Source organism: Sphingomonas sp. GW821-FHT02B09, from assembly GCF_059421875.1.
In genome coordinates, this window is record NZ_JBWKVV010000005.1 from 58,577 (window position 1) to 78,865 (window position 20,289).

The following is a 20,289-nucleotide window of genomic DNA, read 5'->3' on the forward strand; positions in this document are numbered from 1 at the left end:
TTGATCACGCGTCTGCTTTGCCTTCGCTGGGGCCGGCAGCCACATCGTCCGTGCTCTTGCGACCAAGGCCGAGGGTCTTGGCCATCGCATTACGGCTCTCGCTATAGGACGGGGCAACCATCGAGTAATCGGACTTGAGACCATAACGCTGCCGGTACTCGTGCGGGGTCAGGCCATTGGTCGCGAGATGACGACGCAGCGTCCGGTATGGCTTGCCGTCGATCATCGAGATGATGTGATCTCTGGACGCGAGCGACTTGCGCACTGACACGGCCGGAGTGACATTTGACGAGCTCGTGTCCTCCTCTACGTCGGGCTCACCAAGCTTCGTCACCGCTGCATGCAGCGACTGCAGAAAGGCTGGAACGTCATCCGCGGACGTGCGGGTATCGGAATTGCGCAGCCAGGGGTCGGCACATAGGACGGACCTAAAACTACGCTAAGGCGTCGGAAAACCCGTTCTCGGCTGTTTCCGTCAGTAGGATCAATCCGACAAGGTTTGCCGCATCAGCGTTGTGACGTGACCAGCAGCGATCATCGTTCCCTGCTCGGCCTGTCGAGAAACAGATGTTTATCGTGATGCTGTTAGGCGAGGTGTCGAAGAACGTCCGGTAGTTGCTCAACCTGCCAAGCACGCTCGGCGTCCGCGTTTTCTCCACAAGCCGCCCGAGCCTTGCGCGCGTAATTCGCCGCGTGAGGAGCATGGGTTGCGACATGTGCAGTTGCCGCCGCATGACCGGCCGCCCTTGCCGCTGCTATAGCCGCTTTGCCGATTGGCTGTCTCGCGGCGGCATGTGCGGCGAACGCCATCTTTCGCGCCATCGTCATCGGCATAGCACCACTTTGCCAAAGTCGAGCGGCCTCAATCGCTTGGCGAGGACGCATATCCCCCGAACATTCGGCTTCAAAGAGGGGTAGAACGCGCTCGGCGCAATCAGCGGCCCATATCGCCAGTTCCTGATGGTGGTTCACCCATCGGCCTCCAACGTAACGTGTAGGCACAACCGTATATCTGTGCCCGTTCTATGTCATGACCCCAGCCAGGCGATAGTGAGTTCGGTGGCAAGCTCGACGGTGTTAGTAGACTGGGACATTCTCACTCACTCGTTACAGAGCTCCCGCAGCTAAGCCTTTGCATGGATAGCCGTCCTAATAGCGCCTGGCTGAGAGAAAGCTAAAGGCTGATGCCCCGTTTGGCCATTTCAGCGGCTGCCCACTTGACTATCGCCATGGTGGGTTTCGCGTGTAATATATCCGCAAGATCCAGCAGGTCTTCATTGCCGAGCGTGGAGATCGCCTCTTCAATCTCGGCAAGGCTCTGCACCGCGGTTGCGCTATTGGCCGCAAGCCGCTTCGATCGAGTTTTTAGCATCGGGGCATCATAACATGATCTGAGCTGTTTGGCATTGGGTTATGCAACCCACCCATCGCTACGTTAGTTAGCGACTGCCTGACCGGACGCACAAAAGCGGTTTCAGCCGCTCTGAATTTTATCAAGACTTTAAGGGCCCGTGAAACGTCGCTAGTGCGGCTTCGTGTACACCGGGCCGGCCTGTGCTGTATCTGCCCCCCTTAGGGGGATAGGCCTTTCACCTCTCCTATCGCCACGAACATTCAGGTGGGGGCGATCGACGAAACCATGAAGGCGCCGGAGGTGGCAACCGCCACCCCCGCGACGCTCAAGGCCGCAGGGATGGCGATCTAACTAAACGCCCCTCGGGTCATCCGTCCGAACGACAATATGCATTTTTTCTATGCCGAAGTCGTCAGCACGCCTGCCAACCAAAACCGTCTCACTATCGCATGAGAAACTAGCACTATTGAACTCTTGAAAGACTTTGTAGTGCTCGCTTGCCCGTGATTTGTAGACTGTCGTTACCACAGTGCGCTGTGCATCAACGTTCTTCCACACCCCTCCATTTGGAAGAACTGCCCCAGTAATTTCCTCACGATGCAACACGAAAAACTCTTCGCCTAGCTTTGTGTCCTCGCCCAGCAACGCTACTAAAAAATACCGCTCCCCAGAGCTGCCCTCTACAACGAAGGCATCCACTACAGAGTCAGTAGCTTCTGGAACGTATATCCTTTTCGCATCGATAAAATCGATAGGGCTTACGGCGTCGGACACATGTTACCCTTTCCACCAGTGAAGTGGATTGTCTCTGCTACCTTAAGATCAAAGGTTCCAGCCTTGATGTCGATGCGCGGAGAAAATCCAACCCTCGCGCCACCGGAGTAATCTACCCCGACACGCAGCCTGACCGATCCACCCGGTTGAGATACCGCAAGCGTCGTCGCATTACTGAAGCTGGGATTTGGAACGATGGTGTAGCTAGGCTCACCCGCAAGTCGGCTAAGGCCAGAGAACACCTTCCAGGCATCTTGAAAGCCCCCAGGTAGATCGGTGTTGTATCGTCCTGAAGCTGGACGTGGGTTCTCGCCCTTGGTGTCACCTTGCGGTGTATAGGCGATCGGGCACGCCACAGGCTGCATATTCTGCGGCGCAGTATCTCGCGGCGTTGGCCAGAGACCAATTTGCTGAAGCCAGCTCTTCGACGCATTATCTACGGGGCGAGGCTGAAAGTATCCCGCAGTACCATTTGGTTCTGAGCTAGGATACGCGGACGATGATCCGGATCCGCTGCTGGGTCCGAGGTGATATACTATTGGGGGCAGATCATACATTTGTAGCCCAGACGGGTCGGTGCGATTAATTGGATCCCCGCTTACATAGTTGTACCAATTGATCCCATCGCCATATCCGATGGGGTCGGTCTGCATGAAGCGGCCCAGCGTCGGCGAGTACATGCGCGCCTTGTAGTCGTACATGCCAAGCTCGGGCAGCCACACCTGGCCGGTGTACTGAAAGCGGCCCTGGTTATTGGCGCCGGGAATGCCGTATTCATCGTAGCTGTTGATGGCGATAGCGTTGCCGGCATCGTTGCTGATCGCCACCACGCTGCCACGTTCATCGGCATGGAGGTAGCGCCGGTCGCTGGTGCCAGCCCCCTCATACCAGACCAGCACCTCGTCGGCACCGGGCCCGTAGACATAGCGACGCAAGACAGCGCTGCTCGACTCCTGCGCCAGCTGGCCGTCGACCCAGTCGAAGTTGCCAGCCGGCGTCTGGCCGAGCTCCCCGGCCGGGTTGCGGTAGATGAGCTGGCCGGCTGCGTTCATGAATAGCTGGTTGCGGCTGTTGTACTGGTAGGTCGTACCGCCCGAGTTGGTGAGGTTGCCGCGTGCATCATAGCCAAACGTCGTGCCGCCGGCGCTGGTGTACTGATTGAGCCCGTTCACCGCATAGCTGCGATCGACGTTGGCCGCGCCCGTCCAGGCGTAGCTGTCGTTGCTGCTGCTGCGCGTCAGGATCTGGCCTGCCGCATTGTAGGTGAAGCCATAGGTCTGGTCCCAGGCGCTGCCTGCCAGATCCTGGGTTAGGCTAGTGAGCTGTGATGCGCCATTGTAGCCATAACTCGTCACCGTGCCGTTGCCGCGGGTCAGCGAGGTGCGCCGGCCAAGGTCGTCATAAGCGAAGGTCGCTAGCGCCAGGCCGCCGTTCTCGCGGATCACCGTCATCTGACCGGCAGCATTGTATTCGTAGGTAACGTAGAAGCCGTCCGCCCAGGTCTGGCGTGTCTTGCGACCTGCCGCATCATACTGCAGCGTCGTACTCGCAACGTTGCTGCTCTGCGTTGTCGCCCGACCGAGCGCGTCATAGCCGAAATTCTTAGTCCAGCCGTTGCCATCACCTGCGCTGGTCAGACGACCAAGCAGATCATAGCCGTAGCTGACATCGACTTCGGCAACGTTGGTCTTGGGATTGTGGTCGAAGACCCGGCGGTTAAGCGCGTCATAGTCATAGGTCAGCGTCTGCCCGTCACGCAGACGGCGGCCGATGGCGTTGCCATTTGCGTCGTACGTCACCTGATCGTAGCTACCGCCTGGGTAGGTTACCGTCGTTGCCCGGTCCATACCGTCATAGCTATAGGTCGTGACGTTGTTGTTGGCGTCGGTGACAGATGAAAGCTGACCACTCGCCGTGTACGCTGAGCTTTCCGTTGCGGCAACATCCGCTCCGTATCCTCGGGTTACTGTTACAGTCCGCCTCGCTACATCGTAGCTCTGCCGTACGATGCGATCCGCGCCGCTCCCACCCGGCGTACCAAGTGTACAGCCGTCTGGCGGTGACTGGAATGCGCCAGCATTCATACGCGTCGCCGTGCAGATCGTGCGACCCATCGCGTCGTACGCGTATTGAGCCACGGCAATGGTTGTACCGCCCGTCGAAAGCGAAGCCAGCAGTTTGCGATCTGCGGCGTCATACCCAAAACTTAGAGTCTGAACCGCAGAAAAGCTGGATCCGTCCGCATTGGCTGTGCCGGTAACCGCCCCGGTCGCTCTACCCTTCGAATCGTAGCTGTAGCTTGTTGCACGACTCCGTTGGGGTCCTGTCCCATCCGGATCTGCGCCGATAACCATCGTAGTCTGACGGGCGGCATCGTAGATCGACCTTATCGTATCGGCGCTACCCGCAATCGGGCCGTCCACCGAAACTACGTCACCAGCACCATTATAGGCAAAGGATGTCGTCGCGGCGACACTTCCATCCCCGGCAGAGACCGTCGTGCTGGTGGGCAGCAGGTTATTTGCAACACCTGGCTGACCGTAGGCAATAACAGTTCGGGCTTCGTCTGCGGAATTAACGCAGCTACTGGAGGTTCTGCACTCGGATATTGACGTCAGGAGATAGGTCGGTGCTCCGGAGGCGACGAGCGTTCCTGAGCTATTTTTGTAATAGGCCTGGAGCTGCGAATAAGCGTAGCGCCTTTGAGGACGGACTCCGCTTTGATTTGCCGGCAATGTGACACTCGTCACTCCGCCATGGATTGGATCATAAACATAGTCAGTTTGCGCGTTTTTCGCATCGCGCGTCCAATTTGGCTGATTACATGTAATAGAATTGCCGCAAGATGTATCATACCCAGAGGACCTAACTATGTCTGCGGGTGTCCCGGCCGTTGCCGAGACCAACCTGCTTTCGATAACATTGCCACGGCCGTCATATGAGTAACGCTGTTGAACCTGGGTCGGCGATGTTGCGGTCAAAAGTCGGCCGCTGCCGTCATATGAATAGGAGGTCACGGCACCGCTTTCGTCGGTAACCTGAGTCGGAAGGCCGACCGTGACGTTCGATGTCACGGTTCGCGAGGTCCCGTCAGGATTACTGATGGTAACCGTGGTCAGCGGATACGTTCCAGAGTATGAGTATCGCCACGTCTGACCAGCAGCCGTAACCGACGCCACGTTGCCGTAGCCGCTGCTTGGATAAGTGACAGATAGATCATCGGTTGAAGAGCCAGGCCGGCGAATTGTAGTCGTCGTGAAGGTCGTTGTTCGGCTAATGTTGTCAGTAATTGTCCAGCTGCCGGCTGCTGTGCCCGCTGCGACGGTGATTGCCGGCCAGTTCTGTGAGAAGGAGCATGAGTATGCAGTGACACCACATGCGTCCGTTGCCATGTTGAAGGCGGTGATAGTGGTCAGCGTGTTCCAGCTACTGTCGCCTGCTATGGTCGTTGCGTAATCAAAATGCAACTGATAGCCTGAGGAACTGGCAACCGAAATCAATCGCACCTTCCACGGTACGTTGCTTCCACCACCACACTGTTGTTGATACTGACTAGAGCAGCCAACCTGGCGCAAATATGACATCGTCAGTGTACGACCTGATGCAAACTTGACGCTTGTTACTCGCGCGATCCTGTTGCTGTCGACGGACGTCAGCGTCCCGTCATAGGTGTATTTTGTGCCATCGCTAAGCGTTAAAACATATCCGGTGCCCGACTGCGTTAGCGTCGCGCCATCGCCCAAATTTGAGACCCAAACCCCATTTACCTTCGCGAATACGGTGCTTGCAGGACCATTTGGCCCAAGCACACCGACATTCACCGAGGTAGTATCGCCATAGATACCGAGCTCGTACTCTGAGGTTCCTGGCCTACCGTTTCTATGGTCAAGATACAGCGGCAGCTCTTCGTTGCCGCTACCTATCGAGAGGATCTTCACTCGACCGGAGTAGGTGCCGCGGGCAAGATCAACGCCATTTCGATCTTTCTGGTATCGGGCTGGCGGCGCAACGTCCGCTCCTGCGTAACCGATATGCCCCAAACAGCAGACGATCGCCAAAGCTGAAGACGAAACAGCATGCCTCCGCAATGCTAGCCCCATAATACTCCCCTCTTATTGTTGGTATGCTAATTCCCTAACACGAAACAGCATGGCGTTCTATAAAGCAACCTGATTATTTTTGAACATGACGCCTGACTCAATTGGCTGACAGATGAGCAAATCGAATGGATGTGCCCGCCCAGGCAATATGCCAGCACTCAAAAGTGCAGCACGCGGCATGGTGGATACCATAATTAGCAATCGATGCGTGCAGGTCGCTCTGCCCCCGCCGCGCTCCTTAAGTATCGTACCGCTGCTAGTCCTGCTTAGTAAAATGCGAGAGGATTTAGCGACTAGCGCCGGTGATTCGCACCACGACCCGATTATCAACCTTATCGTGGCTGTACGTCGTACTCGTACCGTTGTTGATCGTACCGGTATGCACAACACTGAGGACACGCCCTTTGGCGTCGTACGTGTACGTAATTGTCTCTGCGGCGCTCGCCACATGAGACAACGTCATCAGACAAATGATAAAGATGGCCTTCATGATCACGCCTCCCCCAGGTTTTTGCTCTTGCCGGCAGCGTAGACCCATATTATTTCTGTGAGCAACAATATTTTTGAGGCAGGTCGAAATGGTTGCGTTACAATCAAATTTAGAAAGCCTTTGATCTGGCTTGGCCTCCTTAGATCGATGAAATCCACCTCTGAGCTAGGGGCGTCGTCGGGCACAATAATAAAGGGGTGTGGGATTGATGCACGTGAGATTCACGGCGAAAGCGGCCTCGTTCGGTATAATCGTCAGTCTAACGTTGACCATATCTGCAACGGCCTCTGAGACCGTTCGCTATACATACGACGCTAAGGGTCGCGTGACCAATGTAGATAGCAGCAGCAGCGGATCGAGAGCATATTCTTTCGATAAGGCTGACAACCGAACCCGGATGCAGAACACCGGGGCCAGTGCAGCAGTGCTGAATGGTGACGCAGAAAATCCTGCGGTTTCAAATTATGCTTATAACCCTCCAGCACCGGACCTAGTTTTTTCCGGGGGCGGGGGCATTGCTCAGAATGGCGGAGCGTGGGGCTTTTCAGCGCCATGGTCTGGCAATCAGGTATTCTTCATCCAGGCTAGTGGCAACACGGCTGGCTATGTTGAAATGAAAGCGGTTCGCCTCACCATCGGTCAACGTTACCAATTTGCCTTTGCAAGCGCGCAACGGCCCGGCTTCCCGGCAAACAATATGAAAATCTACATAGACGGTAATTTAGTCTGGGATGCGCCTCCTGACACGGCAGACCGCTTTACCCCGCATCCGACGCAGTCGTTCGTCGCCAGCAAAGATACCGCAACGATACGTTTTGCGGCTACGCCAACGTCTTACGATTCCTCGTCAGCCGTTGATGCTGTAAGCGTCCAGCCGCTAAACTAGATGCATTCCATTGCATCAGCATTGAACGGGAAGACGCGATGCTGAGCAGCAGCCCGGCCGAGCTATCGACGAGTGCTGCGGTTAACTGGCTGGCCACGCTCATGCTGGGCAGCATCGGAACCGCTATAGCCATTCTGGCAGTTGCAGGGCTAGGTATCGCCATGCTGTTAGGCCGCCTTCCTGTACGCAGGGGCGGACAGACATCGGATAGTTGGACTTGAGGCCGTAGCGCTGCCGGTACTCGTCCGGAGTGAGGCCATTGATCGCAGATGGCGACGCGTCCGGTATGGCTTGCCGTCGATCATCGAGATGATGCGATCCCGGGACGCGAGTGACTTGCGCAGCGTCACGGCCGGAGTGACCTGTGCGGAGCCTGGAACCTTCTCTACGTCAGGCTCACCAAGCGTCGTCACGGCTGCATGCATGGATTGCAGAAAGGCCGGAACGTCATCTGCTGACGTGCAGGGCATGTTAAAAGACGATCTAGGCCGGCTGATCGGACACACCAAAGGCGGCATGAACATCAAGCTCCATGCCGTTGTCGACGCGAACGGCCGCCCCTTGAGCTTCTTCATAACCGCTGGGTAGATCAGTGACTACGTCGGCGCGGCAGTGCTGCTGGACGACCTGCCAAAGGCTCAGCGGCTGCTCGGCGACTGCGGCTATGACGCCCACTGGTTCAGGGAGGAGCTCCGGGCCAAAGGCATGCAGCCCTGCATCCCGAATCGACGATCACGCAACAAGCCGATCAGATACGAAAAACGCCGCTATCGGCGTCGCCATTGCATCAAAAGTCATGTCCGGCCGGCTGAAGGACTGGCGCCGCGACGCCACCACCTACGACCATTGCCCGACCGCTTCAATTTGTGCCGCCCCCCGCTGCCACCGTAACCTTCCGGCTATGATAAACGAGCCCTGACCCTAGCCCGCCGCCAAACCAGCACACGCGATTTAACCCTGAAGGGTCAGCGGCTGCTAATAACGTTCATAAGCGAAAGGTTCCTATCCTCGAAGAAAAAAAGATGAACATCTTTTCATAATTGATATTGTGATACTCTAATTACCGAGTTATTCGGTGATTAATTTATGATGATACCGGGAGAATAGCTGTGCCAAAGAAGCGGGTAACGACGCTGATGCGTTCTATGCTTTACCTCTCGGTAACCAGCTTCGCAGCGCCTCCCTGCCTTGCTCAGGCTACATCATCCTATTCATACGACACCGAAGGCCGACTAGTTGGGGTTGCCAATGGGGGCGTGGCAGTGCCGAGCTCAGCCTATCAGTACGATGCGGCAGGCAATCGTACAGTGGTAACAGTTGCGGCTGCGAGCGTTGCCCGGCAACAACGTACAAGCGAAAATACAAGTGATAGATCAGTAGCGTTAAAGAAAGCTCGTATAAACTAAACTAACATTATCTACCGGGAGGTGCGCGATGGTCATTAGTTTGAACCAGACGTCTGGGTATTCAACTCTGCGAGCGTTGATCATGACGGGCGCATTGCTATCGGTATCAATTCCTGCTCTCGTCAGCGCCCAAGCCGTCGGACCCGATCTTCCAGTCCCTTCAGTAGAAACGAATCCCGATAAATATGGTATTGATCTAGCTACGGGTGCTTTGAACTTACAGTTCAACGGGCCATCCGCTGGTACGGCCGCAACGGGGATATCGCACGCTCGATACTGGGTCAGCAATGGTGCCAGAGACAAATTTAATATTACGCTCCAGGTGACGTCTCAAGCGGCAATAATAAGTGACGGAAGTCGTAGCGCGTCATTTACCAACTCAAGCGGAACATTCACGCCTGATGACGGTAGTGGCGCATCGCTGTCAGTATCAGGTCAAACGTATACCTACACTCGATCCGATGGCACGGTAACCACCTTCGAGCAGGTACAGGGAGGGCGGATGATTACGGCCTCGTCCGTTCGCAGGCCTGATGGTGAGACCCTTACTCTCGCATATGATAGAGCACCATTTTTCATCAATAATGTACCGCAGCTTTGGTCTCGTGTGGCAACCGTCGATAGTAATAACGGTTACCGTCTAACTTATTCATATGCCTCTGATGAGGGAGGAACTGATAGCCCGGCAGGATTTATGACATTTAAATCCGTCGTTTTGACTAATACTCAGCGGCCAGAAGCGGGTTCAATCGGCTCATTAGCCATTGCCTATGCTCCAGGAACAACGCCAAGTGATTTTACGTACACTGACATTTCTGGTAGAGCTTCGACTTATCAAGTAAATCAGCAGGGTCGGATAGTAGGTATAATTAGACCAGGCAGTTCGGTTGCTGATCTAACCATTGCGTACGGAGAAACTGGTCGAATTTCAAGCGTAACAGATGCTGCGGGTGTGACATCATACGCATACAGCGATAGCGGTTCGTCGCGAACGACTACCGTAACCGATCCCAATGGAGGTGTTACGAGCTATGTTTTCGACATTGCCTCTCAGAAGCTACAGTCGCGGACCGACGCTACAGGCCACACTACGGCGTGGCAATATGACGGCGCGCGTCGAGTAACGCGCGTTACCCAGCCAGAAGGAAATTTCACCCAATATTCATACGATACATGGGGTAACGTAGTCGAGACCCGCTCCGTTGCCAAGCCAATGTCTGGCATTGCCGACGGTGTAGTGTCAGCATCATTCCCATGTAGTAGCGCTGCCACATGTAATAAGCCTGAGTGGACGCGCGACGAATCTGGAAATCAGACGGACTACGCCTACGATCCCACAAGTGGTAATCTTACGTCGGTGAGTTTGCCGGCAAATCCTGCAGGTGTCCGGGCCGTCACGACCTATTCGTATGGAGATAACGGCGGTGTAGCGCGGCTTGCCGCTGTGACAAGTTGTCTTTCGGCTACAACCTGCGCTGGCACAGTGGATGAAACAATATCAACTATCTCTTATACATCCAACGGCCTTCCTGGAACGGTAACGAACAGATCTGGCGATAGCTCTGCTGTTTCGGCAAACACAATAGCATACGACGCAGCTGGCAATATTGCTAGCGTTGATGGTCCGCTGGACGGCACAGACGACACTACGTTCTTTCGATATGATTCCTTGCGTCAACAAGTAGGTGAAATCTCTGCTGATCCTGATGGGGCTGGCGCAATGTCGCGCCGCGGGACTAAGGTGACCTATGATCTGCGGGGGCGTCGAACGCTTGTTGAGCAAGGGTCTGTTGCGGATGGAAGTGACGCAGCTTGGGCTGCCTTCTCCTCAATCCAGCAGGTGACACGAGCATTCGATGGGCTGGATCGTCCCCTGTCTGAAACGATCAGTGGAGCTGGCGCCAATGTCTCCCTGACGCAATACAGCTATGACGGCAATCGGCTTGATTGCATCGCCATACGAATGAATAGCGCTGAGTGGGGTGGCCTGCCTCCTTCAGCGTGTACCGCTCAAAACGCGTCCGCGGATGGTGCGGACCGTATCACCAAATACGGCTACGACGCCGCAAGTCGGATTATTCAGCAAACATCCTCGTTCGGCACCAATGCACCCGTGTCGGTGGGGACCGCTTTCTCAGCGAATGGCAAGGCCACCGCGCTCACCGATCCAGCTGGAAACGTAACCTCCTTTGCCTACGATGGCTTAGATCGGCTTTCAGTCACTACGTTCCCCGGAGGAAGTTACGAGCAACTCACGTATGACCCAAAAAGTAATATCACCACTCGCCGACTTCGCGATGGAAACTCTATTAACTATGGATTTGACTCTAATAGCCGTCTTATATCGGTAGTTGTTCCAAAACTACAGACGTTTGAGTTCGATCGAGCTTACACGTATGATTTGCTAGGAAATATGATACAGGCTGCAGACTCTAATGGCCATTATGCGAACATGACGTACGACGCCTTGGGGCGTCAGATCAGTGAGACAAGTAACTTCTCGACACGTCAATATTCTTACGACGCTGCCGGACGTAGGACGCGACTGACCTGGCAGGACGGCGCTTATGTCAGCTATGACTACCTCATGACTGGCGAAGTGTCGGGAATTCGAGAAAACTCAGACACTGTCTTGGCAACCTATTCGTATGATGACCTTGGTCGGCGGATATCCGTATCTCGGGCGAACGGCGTTACTACGACATATGGTTTTGATGCCGGTTCTCGACTTGCCAGCTTGACGCAGGACCTAGCGGGTACAGGCAGCGACGTAGCAATTACGTTCACGAATAACGCGGCTGGCCAGATCACTGGCCGATCGGCCTCAAACGCGATTTATGCATGGGACGGCGCAACGCCTGTGTCACGTTCGTACGCGGTCAATGGCTTGAATCAGTATACTCAGGCTGGGGATGTTGCATTCTCATACGATGGCCGAGGAAATCTCACGGCCTCGGGCTCGACACCTTACGGATACACATCCGAAAACCTTCTGGCGTCATCAAATGCAGGCTATTTAGCCTACGATCCACTCGGCCGTCTTTATGACGAAAATGGTCAGCTGACCTTACAGTATGACGGCCCTAATCTCATTACCGAGCAAAACGCTGCTGGGATAGCTCGACGTTATGTCTTTGGGCCGGGGGACGATGAACCGATAGTGTGGTATGAGGGCGCGGGGCTGACTGATCGGCGCTGGCTCATCGCTGACGAACGGGGATCGATCATTGCGATTACCGATGGTGCTGGCAACGCCAATGCTATCAATCGGTACGATGAATACGGCATCCCCGCCGGGACTAATATGGGCCGATTTGAATACACTGGACAGAAGTGGTTGCCCACGTTTGGCCTCTATGATTATAAAGCGCGAACATACTCACCAACTCTAGGACGCTTTCTTCAGCCTGACCCCGCGGGTTTCGCTGACGGAGCGAACCTATATTCCTATGCCGGCAATGACCCGATAAATTATTCCGATCCGACCGGCTTATTCCTAGACCCAGCTACCATAACGGTGATTGGAAAGCCACTAGCTACATTTACGTTCACACAAGCTCTGCCAGCACTATTCACAGGAATAGGCAGCATACTGTCCGGTATCTTTGGTGGCGGCATTAGTCCGGCGCAAGCCCGATTGATCCGAGAGCAGCAGCAGGTACAAAGCGAGCAGAGCAACCGAAATATCGATCCACAATCTGACGAGATAGTGGTCAACGGGCGTAGATTGGCGCGTGATCTGCCGGCTGCCGCAGCACGGGCAGCGTCTGGAGCAGCAGCGCAACAGGGCATTTTGGATCGCCTGGCGTCGGCTGGTAAAACCGCTCTCTGCGCTGATTTTACCGGGGATCTGGCCGACGCTGTGTCGGGCGTTATAACAGGTGGCGCTTCCGCGCGAGGTATCACATTTTTGAATGCTCGATACGCGGCGAGCGTAGGTGGCATTGGGTCTATTGTCGGACGGCGGGCAGTACTTATCGGAGCTGGTCCACAAGTACTTATTGCAGTTGGCGTCGCACTTGCTACGTCTCAGGCCGTGAAGTACGGCCGCAGCCAAATATGCCCTGTTAGTGCGGGAAGATAATGTATGAAGATAGTTAAATACGTTTTCGCCATAGTGGCACTTGCATTAATATCCGTATTTGCTTTTTACGGAGTCAGAGCTATTTTTCCGTTGGTAGATCGTGCTGTCCTGTTCGCTATTTCGTTTGCGTTCGGCGCTACGGCCTTGGTGGTGTACACGAGAAGGCGCCCGGCGGTTTAAAGGAAGCCATATGGTACACAGGCGCTTCGTGGTAGCGGAGATCGTGGTTTCAAGGTGGTCACCGCTTGGCACGGCACACGACAGCTTCTCCGATCCCTCCGGGTCCGGCCCCGATCGTTGGTGCTGTCCACTGATGGCAGGTGCTACAATGGTTAATAAAATTGGGCAATCCGAGATTGTTGCGGGTCTCGTCGTTTTTGTGACGTTCATCGTACTGAGTGCGCTGTCAGTTGCATTGCCAATAACAATTGGCATCTGCCTTTTGATATCGGCGCAGCTTATTTTATAACTAGAAGAAGAGAAATTTTCAAAACCTGATATAGATTACTAATTTCATTTTTAAAAACCTGACATCTTGAAGTAAGATGGATTATTTGCTCAAATAATACACCGTTATACCGTCGCATCAAACGCAGTGGAAATCAGGCGCTTAACCAGGAAGACACGATGTTGAGCAGCAACTCGACCGAGCTATCGATGAGTGCTGCGGTCAACTGGCTGACCACGCTCATGCTTGGCAGTATCGGAACCGCTATAGCCATTCTGGCAGTCGCAGGGCTTGGTATTGCCATGCTGTTAGGCCGCCTTCCTGTCCGCAAAGGCGGTCAGATGGTGATAGGCTGCTTTATCCTGTTTTCATCCCACGCCATCGCGTCGGGCCTATGGAACATCGGCCACGCTCAGATCGACGAACCGATCCGGCCGGCAAATATCGAAACCCCGGCGTATGTTGCGCAGACCCCGCCGCCAACACCCTACGATCCCTATGCAGGGGCATCGGTGCCGGTTCGGCCGCCTGACGGTGCAGGCAACCTGATGCCACATTGAACAATGCGATGAAATGAAACCGACCATTCGAAACGAGATTGACGCGCCTCTCCTCTCCTGAGGATATGCGATACAGTACGTGCAAGGGGAGGCACATGAAGACCTATTCGAGGCTCGCCGCTCTGGTGGCATTTGCATCACCGGCAATGGCGGCAGCACAGGACAGCTTTTCTGATCCTGCCGGCTCCGGTCCTATCGTAGGCGCCGTTCACTGGCTGCAGGGCACGTTGCTCGGCACCGTCGCAACCGTCATTGCAGTGATCGCAGTGGCCTCCGTCGGCCTGCTCATGCTGACCGGGCGGATGAACTGGCGCTACGGGGCAACCGTCATCCTTGGCTGCTTCATTCTCTTCGGGGCGGCGAGCATCGTCGGCGGCATCCAGTCGGCGTCGAGCGTTGGCTACTGACCCGGAAAGCCTCGATCGTGACGTTCTGTTCGTCGGTCTTACCCGCCCGCAAATGCTGCTGGGCGTGACCTATGGTTTTGCGATCGGCAATGCGATCCTGACGACCGAGCTGTTTCTCGTGTTCAAGTCCGTTTGGGTGCTGTTGGCGGCGCTTGTCGTCCACGCCGTCGGCGTCATTGCCTGTCTGCGAGATCCGCGCATCTTTGATCTGTGGCTGGTCAAGGTGCGGCGCTGCCCGCGCGTTCCTAATCACCGTTTATGGCGCTGTAACGCCTACCGCCCGTGAACAAAGCCGCACAGGATTGGGCACGAGAGAAAGCGGCGGGTGATCACCTGCCGTATCTTGCGCAGATCGACGACCACACCGTCATGCTACGCGATGGCCGCCTCATGCAGGTGCTGATGCTCGACGGCCTGCTGTTCGAGACGGCGGACACTGCCGAGATTAATTATCGCAAGACGCTGCGCGATGCGATGCTGCAGACGATCGGATCGTCGCGGTTCGCGCTCTACCATCACGTCATACGCCGACGGGTCGAGCCGCAGCTCGAGGCGCCATTCCCGGATCCTTTCAGCACCGGTGTTGATGCGGCCTGGCGTGATCGCCTTGCTTCCAAGCGTCTGTTCTCCAACGATCTGTTCCTCTGCATCATACGCCGTCCGCTACAGGGCCGGGGCGGCGTCGCCGATCGGTTTGGTCGCTGGCTCGGCCGGGGAAAGGACAGCAGTGCAGCAGAAGAAAGCGCAGAGTTGCGTGCGCTCAATGCGGCACGCGATGCGCTGCTCGCCGCTCTTGGTGCTTACGGAGCAAGGCTTCTTGGTAGCTATGACGGCAAGGGTGGACCGTGCTCTGAGGTGCTCGAGTATCTCTCCGGCTTGTACAACGGCGAAATCCGTCCGGTCCGACTCCCTGAGGGTGACGTCGGTCAGTATCTGCCCGCCCGTCGCGTAAGCTTTGGCGCCGATACGGTAGAGCTTGGCGCCACCGGCGAGGCTCCGCGTGATTTCCAGGCGATCCTCTCTATCAAGGATTACCCGGGACAGACCGGGCCGGGGATGCTCGATGAGTTACTGCGACTGCCCTTCGAGCTGACGGTGACGCAAAGCTTTGGCTTCGTCGACCGACAGGCGGCACTCGGTAAGGTCAACCTGGCCCTGCGCCGCATGCGTGCGGCCGATGACGAGGCCCTCAGCCTCCGGGGTGAGCTCGGCGTCGCACGCGATGACCTTGCTGCGGGGCGTGCCGCATTCGGCGAGCATCATCTGACGATCGCGGTTCGAGGCGATACACCTGCCCAGGTCGATGACGGCGTCGCCGAGGTTCAGGCAACGCTAACCGACCTCGGCCTTGTCGCTGTGCGCGAGGAGATGGCGCTGGAGCCAGCCTTCTGGGCACAATTCCCCGGCAACTTCAGCTACGTTCCGCGACGTGGCCTGGTCGCCAGCCGCAATTTTGCGAGCCTTGCCAGCCTGCACAATTTCCCAACCGGTAGAGCGGAAGGCAATCACTGGGGACCGGCGGTCACGGTCCTCGAGACGACCGCTGCCGGTCCGTACCATTTCAATTTTCATCACGGGGATCTCGGCAATTTTACCGTCATCGGTCCTTCGGGCACTGGCAAGACGGTCGTCCTCAACTTCCTGCTCGCACAGGCGCGCAAATACGATCCGCGCATCGTCTTCTTCGACAAGGATCGTGGCGCCGAGCTTTTCCTGCGCGCCGTTGGTGGCCGGTACGATGTGCTGCGACCAGGTGAGCCGTCAGGCCTCAACCCGCTGCTGCTCGACGATACTGCCGAGAACCGCCGCTTCCTGGTCGACTGGCTCTCGCGGCTCGTCGCCGATCCCGCCCGCCCCCTCGACAGCGAGGACATGGTGCGCATCGTCGAAGCGGTCGAAGCCAATATGGAGGCACCGCGCGCCTATCGCCGCTTAGCCCATTTCGCCCAGCTGCTACGCGGACAGGCGCGTCCAAAGGGGGGCGATCTCGCCTCGCGCCTGGCTCCCTGGTGGGGCAGCGGCGATCGAGCTTGGCTGTTCGACAATGCTGAGGATCGTACCGATCTTGATGAGCGTGTCGTCGGGTTCGACATGACCCGTATTCTCGATGATCCGACCGTACGGACGCCGGCGATGATGTACCTCTTCCACCGGGTGGAAGAGCGGCTCGACGGCACGCCGTCGATCATCGTGGTCGACGAGGGCTGGAAGGCGCTCGATGACGAGGTCTTCACCGCCCGTATTCGCGATTGGGAAAAGACCATTCGCAAGCGCAACGGCATCGTCGGTTTTGCCACGCAAAGCGCAGAGGATGCCCTCTCGAGCCGCATCGCCTCTGCGATCGTCGAGCAGGCGGCCACGCAAATCTTCATGCCTAATCCGAAGGCGCAAGCACGCGATTACATGACCGGGTTCGGCCTCACCCAGCATGAATACGATCTCATCCGCACTATGCCCGACAACGCGCGGGCCTTTCTGATCAAACATGGTCAGGACAGCGTGGTGGCGCGCCTCGATCTCTCGGGAAATCGTGATCTGCTGACGATCCTGTCGGGGCGCGAGCGATCGGTACGCGCGCTCGATGCCATTCGCGCAGAGACCGGCGATGATCCTGCGATCTGGCTGCCACGGCTGTTGGCAGAGGCGTCATGATCGACTGCCCGCTTCCCGATGGTGATGCCGGCGTCGCCCTTCGCCTCTCGAGCTTTTTGACCTGCCAGGCACAGGCACTGGGCGAAAACGGTTATCAGGCGCTCGCTGGTGGTCCGATGATCGCCGGCTTGATGACCGGGCTCGCCACGATCTTCGTGGCGCTGATCGGGTACCGGTTTCTGCTTGGTTCGGCGCCGACCATGCGTGATGGCGTCGGCTGGGCCGTCCGCCTTGGCATAGTGCTGACGCTGGCCACTGGATGGCCAGCGTTTCAGGTCCTCATCTACCGTGTCGCCGTCGACGCACCGAGTGAGTTTGCAGCCGTGTTGCTGCCTGCCAGCGGGCTTTCCGCCGACGGGCTCGATGAGCGCGTGCAACAGGCTTATGACACGATCCGGCTAGGCTCGAGCGTCAACCCTGCCTTGGCACCGCAAGCAGCATCGACGACGACCACGCAAGGCGCGCAGGCTAACACCTCTGGGACGCAAGCGCAGCAGCAAGCGCCCAACTTTGGTCCGCTGGGTCAGACAGCCCTTCCGCAGACGGCATCCTGGTTCGTCGTCTCGACATTGGGTGTCGCCGGCGCGCTACGCCTGGCGGCGGGCTTCCTGCTGGCGATTGGGCCGCTCGCTATCATGGCGCTCCTGTTCGATGCCACACTCGGCCTGTTCATCGGCTGGGTACGCGCTCTCGCCGGTGCGGCTCTCGCGACGCTTGGCGCCACGATCGTGACCGCCCTGGATCTGTTGCTCGTCGAGAGCGAACTCGCCCATCTGCAGGCGGTCGAGCGCGGTGTTACCATCATCGATCCGCAGGCGCTGACCACCATCGTACTCGCCTTCACGTTGGTGATGCTGGCAGCGATCTGGGCGGCGGCCAAGATGGCAGGCGCATTCAGCTTTACATTGAAGCGGCAGGAGACGCTGATCACGGAGCGGTCGCACAATAACGTCAGCGAGCGATCAAGCTCGACCTTCGGCAGGCCTCAGGGCGGCCGTGAGGGCGCAGCCGCGGCGGCTGGTGCACCACCCCGCGCGCAGGGCGTTGCCAATGCCCTAGCTGGTACGATGCGGCGCGAGCAGATCGCGATCGCTGCTGGTGAGGCGGGATCATCGGCAGGTGGCAACCGGCGTCAGCCGCTCCAGCCTCAGCCGAGGCAGGATGCCTTATCATCTCCGACGGCGCTTGGCCCTTCGGCCCGCCGCTCGATGACACGAAAGACACGCAGCGCCATGCGGCGGGACGGAGCGGCATGACTGAGCGCGAGACCTATTTTCGAGATGCACGAAGCTGGGCGGAGGATACACGCGCCAGGACATCGCGCTCGAAGCAGATTGCCTGGACGATTGCTGGGATCGCGATCGGCGCTGCAGCTTTTGAAGCCGTGGCGCTCGCCATGCTGACGCCGCTGAAAACAGTGCAGCCGATCACGCTTCTGGTCGATCGCCAGACGGGTTTCGTCCAGGCGCTCGATCCCAATACGCCGCAGCGCGTCTCCGCCGATGCGGCGCTGACGGACGCATACCTCGCACAATATGTCCTTGCCCGTGAGGGCTTTGATCGGGCGACACTGCAGATCGACTATCGCAAAGTTGCGCTTTGGTCGGCCGGGAATGCCCGTGCGTCGTACCTGTCGGGAATTGCTGCGACCAATCCGGCAAGTCCGATCCAGGCGTTGCCTGGTGGGAGCGTCATCACTGCGCGGGTAAAGAGCGTTTCACGCCTTCAGTCCGGCATCAGCCTGGTTCGCTTCGACACTCAGAGGACCGATCGCAACGGTCAGGCTGAAGCGCCTCGACCCTGGATCGCGGTTATCCGCTTCCGCTATTCGGCTGCACCGATGGCGTTCGGTGACCGCCTGGTGAATCCGCTTGGCTTCCAGGTCATAGGCTATCGCCGTGATGCCGAAGCGCCACCTGCCCCAGAGACTGTTACAAGTCAGGTGGTGACGCGCACCAGCGCTGTTCAGGAGCCCGTTTCAGTAATCGAAACGCGCACAGCCCCTGTTGCAACGACCCGATCGTTGGCGGTCCGTCGGGCACCGGTCCGCATCGTGCAGGGCGGCGTAGGCGGCCCCTTCATCAGCCAACGTGAGGTTCCGACCAATCAGATTCCGATGGGCTCACCGCTTGGTCCCGTCGTCGACACGGCCGCGACGACAACGGAGCCGCAGCAATGATGATGGTGCTGACGCTTCTGGCCGGAGTTGCGCAGGCGGGCATGCCCGCCATGCCGCCGGCGCCCTTGCAATTCACCATGCCGGCCGATCCCCGCATCCAGACCTTAGTCTATGACAGCGGCCGCGTCTTCGACTTACGGGTTGGCAGCGGCTATGCCGCCATCGTCGAATTGGCTGGAGACGAGCGGGTCGAAACGATCGTGGTCGGGAACGAGACGGGTTGGGAGGTGACCCCAAATCGCTCAGGCAATCGCGTGATCGTGAAGCCGCTTGGTGCTGCCATGACGACGAACCTGATGATCGTCACCGACCAGCGGCGATATGTCTTCGTTATCAGCGCCGATAGCGGCGGTAATGGGAGCGGTGCGTTTGTACTCCGCTTCTCCTACCCCCTGGGACAGCCCGGCAGCCCTCAGCAGGTCGTTCGTAGCGCCGATTACCGGCTCCGGGGCAACAAGACCCTCTATCCCATTGCAATGAGTGACGATGGCAAGCGGACCACCATCACCTGGGATCTGAAAACCTCGCTTCCTGCAATTTTTGCGATCGATGACCGTGGTCGCGAAGCGCTGGTCAACGGACGCATGGTCGATGGTGACTATGTCATCGAGGGCGTCGCCAAGCGGTACGTATTCCGTCTCGGCAAGGTACATGCCGATGCGACACGCATGGTCCTGAAAGGCCGGCCATGAGCCGTAGCCAACCAGCGCCGGCGCCGGTGGAGCAAGGCGGCCATGATCCGCGACCGGTCGTGCGCTTGCCCCGGCAAGGCATGCCAGGCGCAGTCATTGCACTGGGCGCTATCGCAATTGCGCTGATCCTGTTCGTGGTTCTGAATGGTCAGCGCCAGCGCCGGGTGACGGTACCGCCGCAGACGGCTCAAGCAGATGGGTTTACGCCACCACCGCCCTTACAGGTGCCTGTCCTTGCCGAACCAGTCGTTCCGGCA

At 57.5% G+C, this 20,289-nt stretch carries 16 protein-coding genes and 2 pseudogenes; 12 read left to right on the forward strand and 6 right to left on the reverse strand.

Going from position 1 to position 20,289, the window contains the following annotated elements:
- Nucleotides 1-4 precede the first annotated feature (4 nt).
- The 5 genes from AC07U4_RS18405 to AC07U4_RS18425 form a co-directional block, all read right to left on the reverse strand.
- On the reverse strand, nucleotides 5-403 hold the full coding sequence (locus tag AC07U4_RS18405; protein ID WP_495196551.1) for a Ros/MucR family transcriptional regulator: 399 nt from the start codon (nucleotides 401-403) through the stop codon (nucleotides 5-7).
- Nucleotides 404-585: 182 nt separating this feature from the next.
- Nucleotides 586-1,002: a putative immunity protein gene (locus tag AC07U4_RS18410; RefSeq protein WP_495196422.1), complete on the reverse strand. Its 417-nt coding sequence runs from the start codon at nucleotides 1,000-1,002 to the stop codon at nucleotides 586-588.
- Nucleotides 1,003-1,174: 172 nt separating this feature from the next.
- Nucleotides 1,175-1,372: a hypothetical protein gene (locus AC07U4_RS18415; RefSeq protein ID WP_495196423.1), complete on the reverse strand. Its 198-nt coding sequence runs from the start codon at nucleotides 1,370-1,372 to the stop codon at nucleotides 1,175-1,177.
- A 333-nt stretch (nucleotides 1,373-1,705) separates the two neighbouring features.
- A complete protein-coding gene (locus AC07U4_RS18420; protein ID WP_495196424.1) occupies nucleotides 1,706-2,128 on the reverse strand; it encodes a hypothetical protein in 423 nt (140 codons plus the stop codon).
- Entirely contained in the window at nucleotides 2,113-6,228 is a 4,116-nt protein-coding gene (locus AC07U4_RS18425) for an RHS repeat domain-containing protein (RefSeq protein ID WP_495196425.1), read from the reverse strand. The genes AC07U4_RS18420 and AC07U4_RS18425 overlap by 16 nt, the downstream gene beginning before the upstream one ends.
- 815 nt (nucleotides 6,229-7,043) lie before the next feature.
- On the opposite strand from AC07U4_RS18425, the gene AC07U4_RS18430 reads away from it, so the two are divergent.
- Together AC07U4_RS18430 and AC07U4_RS18435 are read left to right on the forward strand one after the other, a co-directional pair.
- Nucleotides 7,044-7,604 (forward strand): hypothetical protein, encoded by a 561-nt coding sequence (locus tag AC07U4_RS18430; protein WP_495196426.1) that lies wholly within the window; start codon nucleotides 7,044-7,046, stop codon nucleotides 7,602-7,604.
- Nucleotides 7,605-7,705: 101 nt separating this feature from the next.
- The gene (locus tag AC07U4_RS18435) at nucleotides 7,706-7,825 is read left to right on the forward strand and encodes a hypothetical protein (RefSeq protein ID WP_495196552.1); all 120 of its coding nucleotides are present in this window, start codon (nucleotides 7,706-7,708) and stop codon (nucleotides 7,823-7,825) included.
- Here AC07U4_RS18435 and AC07U4_RS18440 read toward each other — a convergent pair.
- The gene (locus AC07U4_RS18440) at nucleotides 7,772-8,179 is read right to left on the reverse strand and encodes a MucR family transcriptional regulator (protein ID WP_495196427.1); all 408 of its coding nucleotides are present in this window, start codon (nucleotides 8,177-8,179) and stop codon (nucleotides 7,772-7,774) included. The two genes, AC07U4_RS18435 and AC07U4_RS18440, sit on opposite strands and share 54 nt — an antisense overlap.
- Between AC07U4_RS18440 and AC07U4_RS18445 the strand changes: the two are divergent.
- The 10 genes and pseudogenes from AC07U4_RS18445 to AC07U4_RS18490 all read left to right on the forward strand — a co-directional run.
- A pseudogene (locus tag AC07U4_RS18445) lies at nucleotides 8,079-8,509 on the forward strand (IS5 family transposase); the annotation flags it as partial. The gene AC07U4_RS18440 and the pseudogene AC07U4_RS18445 overlap by 101 nt on opposite strands.
- 583 nt (nucleotides 8,510-9,092) lie before the next feature.
- Nucleotides 9,093-10,172, forward strand: a pseudogene (locus AC07U4_RS18450) (hypothetical protein); the annotation flags it as partial.
- Nucleotides 10,173-10,751: 579 nt separating this feature from the next.
- On the forward strand, nucleotides 10,752-13,094 hold the full coding sequence (locus AC07U4_RS18455; protein WP_495196553.1) for an RHS repeat-associated core domain-containing protein: 2,343 nt from the start codon (nucleotides 10,752-10,754) through the stop codon (nucleotides 13,092-13,094).
- Between the two features lie 627 nt (nucleotides 13,095-13,721).
- Nucleotides 13,722-14,102: a TrbC/VirB2 family protein gene (locus AC07U4_RS18460; protein WP_495196428.1), complete on the forward strand. Its 381-nt coding sequence runs from the start codon at nucleotides 13,722-13,724 to the stop codon at nucleotides 14,100-14,102.
- Nucleotides 14,103-14,197: 95 nt separating this feature from the next.
- The gene (locus AC07U4_RS18465) at nucleotides 14,198-14,509 is read left to right on the forward strand and encodes a TrbC/VirB2 family type IV secretion system protein (RefSeq protein WP_495196429.1); all 312 of its coding nucleotides are present in this window, start codon (nucleotides 14,198-14,200) and stop codon (nucleotides 14,507-14,509) included.
- Complete coding sequence (locus AC07U4_RS18470) at nucleotides 14,499-14,795, forward strand: VirB3 family type IV secretion system protein (protein WP_495196430.1); 297 nt, start codon at nucleotides 14,499-14,501, stop codon at nucleotides 14,793-14,795. The genes AC07U4_RS18465 and AC07U4_RS18470 overlap by 11 nt, the downstream gene beginning before the upstream one ends.
- A complete protein-coding gene (locus AC07U4_RS18475) occupies nucleotides 14,792-17,161 on the forward strand; it encodes a VirB4 family type IV secretion/conjugal transfer ATPase (protein ID WP_495196431.1) in 2,370 nt (789 codons plus the stop codon). The genes AC07U4_RS18470 and AC07U4_RS18475 overlap by 4 nt, the downstream gene beginning before the upstream one ends.
- Nucleotides 17,158-18,417 (forward strand): type IV secretion system protein, encoded by a 1,260-nt coding sequence (locus AC07U4_RS18480; RefSeq protein ID WP_495196432.1) that lies wholly within the window; start codon nucleotides 17,158-17,160, stop codon nucleotides 18,415-18,417. The genes AC07U4_RS18475 and AC07U4_RS18480 overlap by 4 nt, the downstream gene beginning before the upstream one ends.
- Nucleotides 18,414-19,340 carry a VirB8 family type IV secretion system protein gene (locus AC07U4_RS18485; RefSeq protein WP_495196433.1) on the forward strand — a complete coding sequence of 309 codons (927 nt, stop codon included), beginning with the start codon at nucleotides 18,414-18,416 and terminating at the stop codon, nucleotides 19,338-19,340. Before AC07U4_RS18480 ends, AC07U4_RS18485 begins: the two co-directional genes overlap by 4 nt.
- A complete protein-coding gene (locus AC07U4_RS18490; RefSeq protein ID WP_495196434.1) occupies nucleotides 19,337-20,032 on the forward strand; it encodes a TrbG/VirB9 family P-type conjugative transfer protein in 696 nt (231 codons plus the stop codon). Before AC07U4_RS18485 ends, AC07U4_RS18490 begins: the two co-directional genes overlap by 4 nt.
- Nucleotides 20,033-20,289 lie beyond the last annotated feature (257 nt).

What these genes read in the sequence shown, in the direction of transcription:
- AC07U4_RS18415 (WP_495196423.1), bottom strand. Translation starts at nt 1,372, where the DNA reads ATGCTAAAAACTCGATCGAAGCGGCTTGCGGCCAATAGCGCAACCGCG.
- AC07U4_RS18425 (WP_495196425.1), bottom strand. Translation starts at nt 6,228, where the DNA reads ATGGGGCTAGCATTGCGGAGGCATGCTGTTTCGTCTTCAGCTTTGGCG.
- AC07U4_RS18435 (WP_495196552.1), top strand. Translation starts at nt 7,706, where the DNA reads ATGCTGGGCAGCATCGGAACCGCTATAGCCATTCTGGCAGTTGCAGGG.
- AC07U4_RS18440 (WP_495196427.1), bottom strand. Translation starts at nt 8,179, where the DNA reads ATGAAGAAGCTCAAGGGGCGGCCGTTCGCGTCGACAACGGCATGGAGC.
- AC07U4_RS18460 (WP_495196428.1), top strand. Translation starts at nt 13,722, where the DNA reads ATGTTGAGCAGCAACTCGACCGAGCTATCGATGAGTGCTGCGGTCAAC.
- AC07U4_RS18465 (WP_495196429.1), top strand. Translation starts at nt 14,198, where the DNA reads ATGAAGACCTATTCGAGGCTCGCCGCTCTGGTGGCATTTGCATCACCG.
- AC07U4_RS18480 (WP_495196432.1), top strand. Translation starts at nt 17,158, where the DNA reads ATGATCGACTGCCCGCTTCCCGATGGTGATGCCGGCGTCGCCCTTCGC.
- AC07U4_RS18485 (WP_495196433.1), top strand. Translation starts at nt 18,414, where the DNA reads ATGACTGAGCGCGAGACCTATTTTCGAGATGCACGAAGCTGGGCGGAG.
- AC07U4_RS18490 (WP_495196434.1), top strand. Translation starts at nt 19,337, where the DNA reads ATGATGATGGTGCTGACGCTTCTGGCCGGAGTTGCGCAGGCGGGCATG.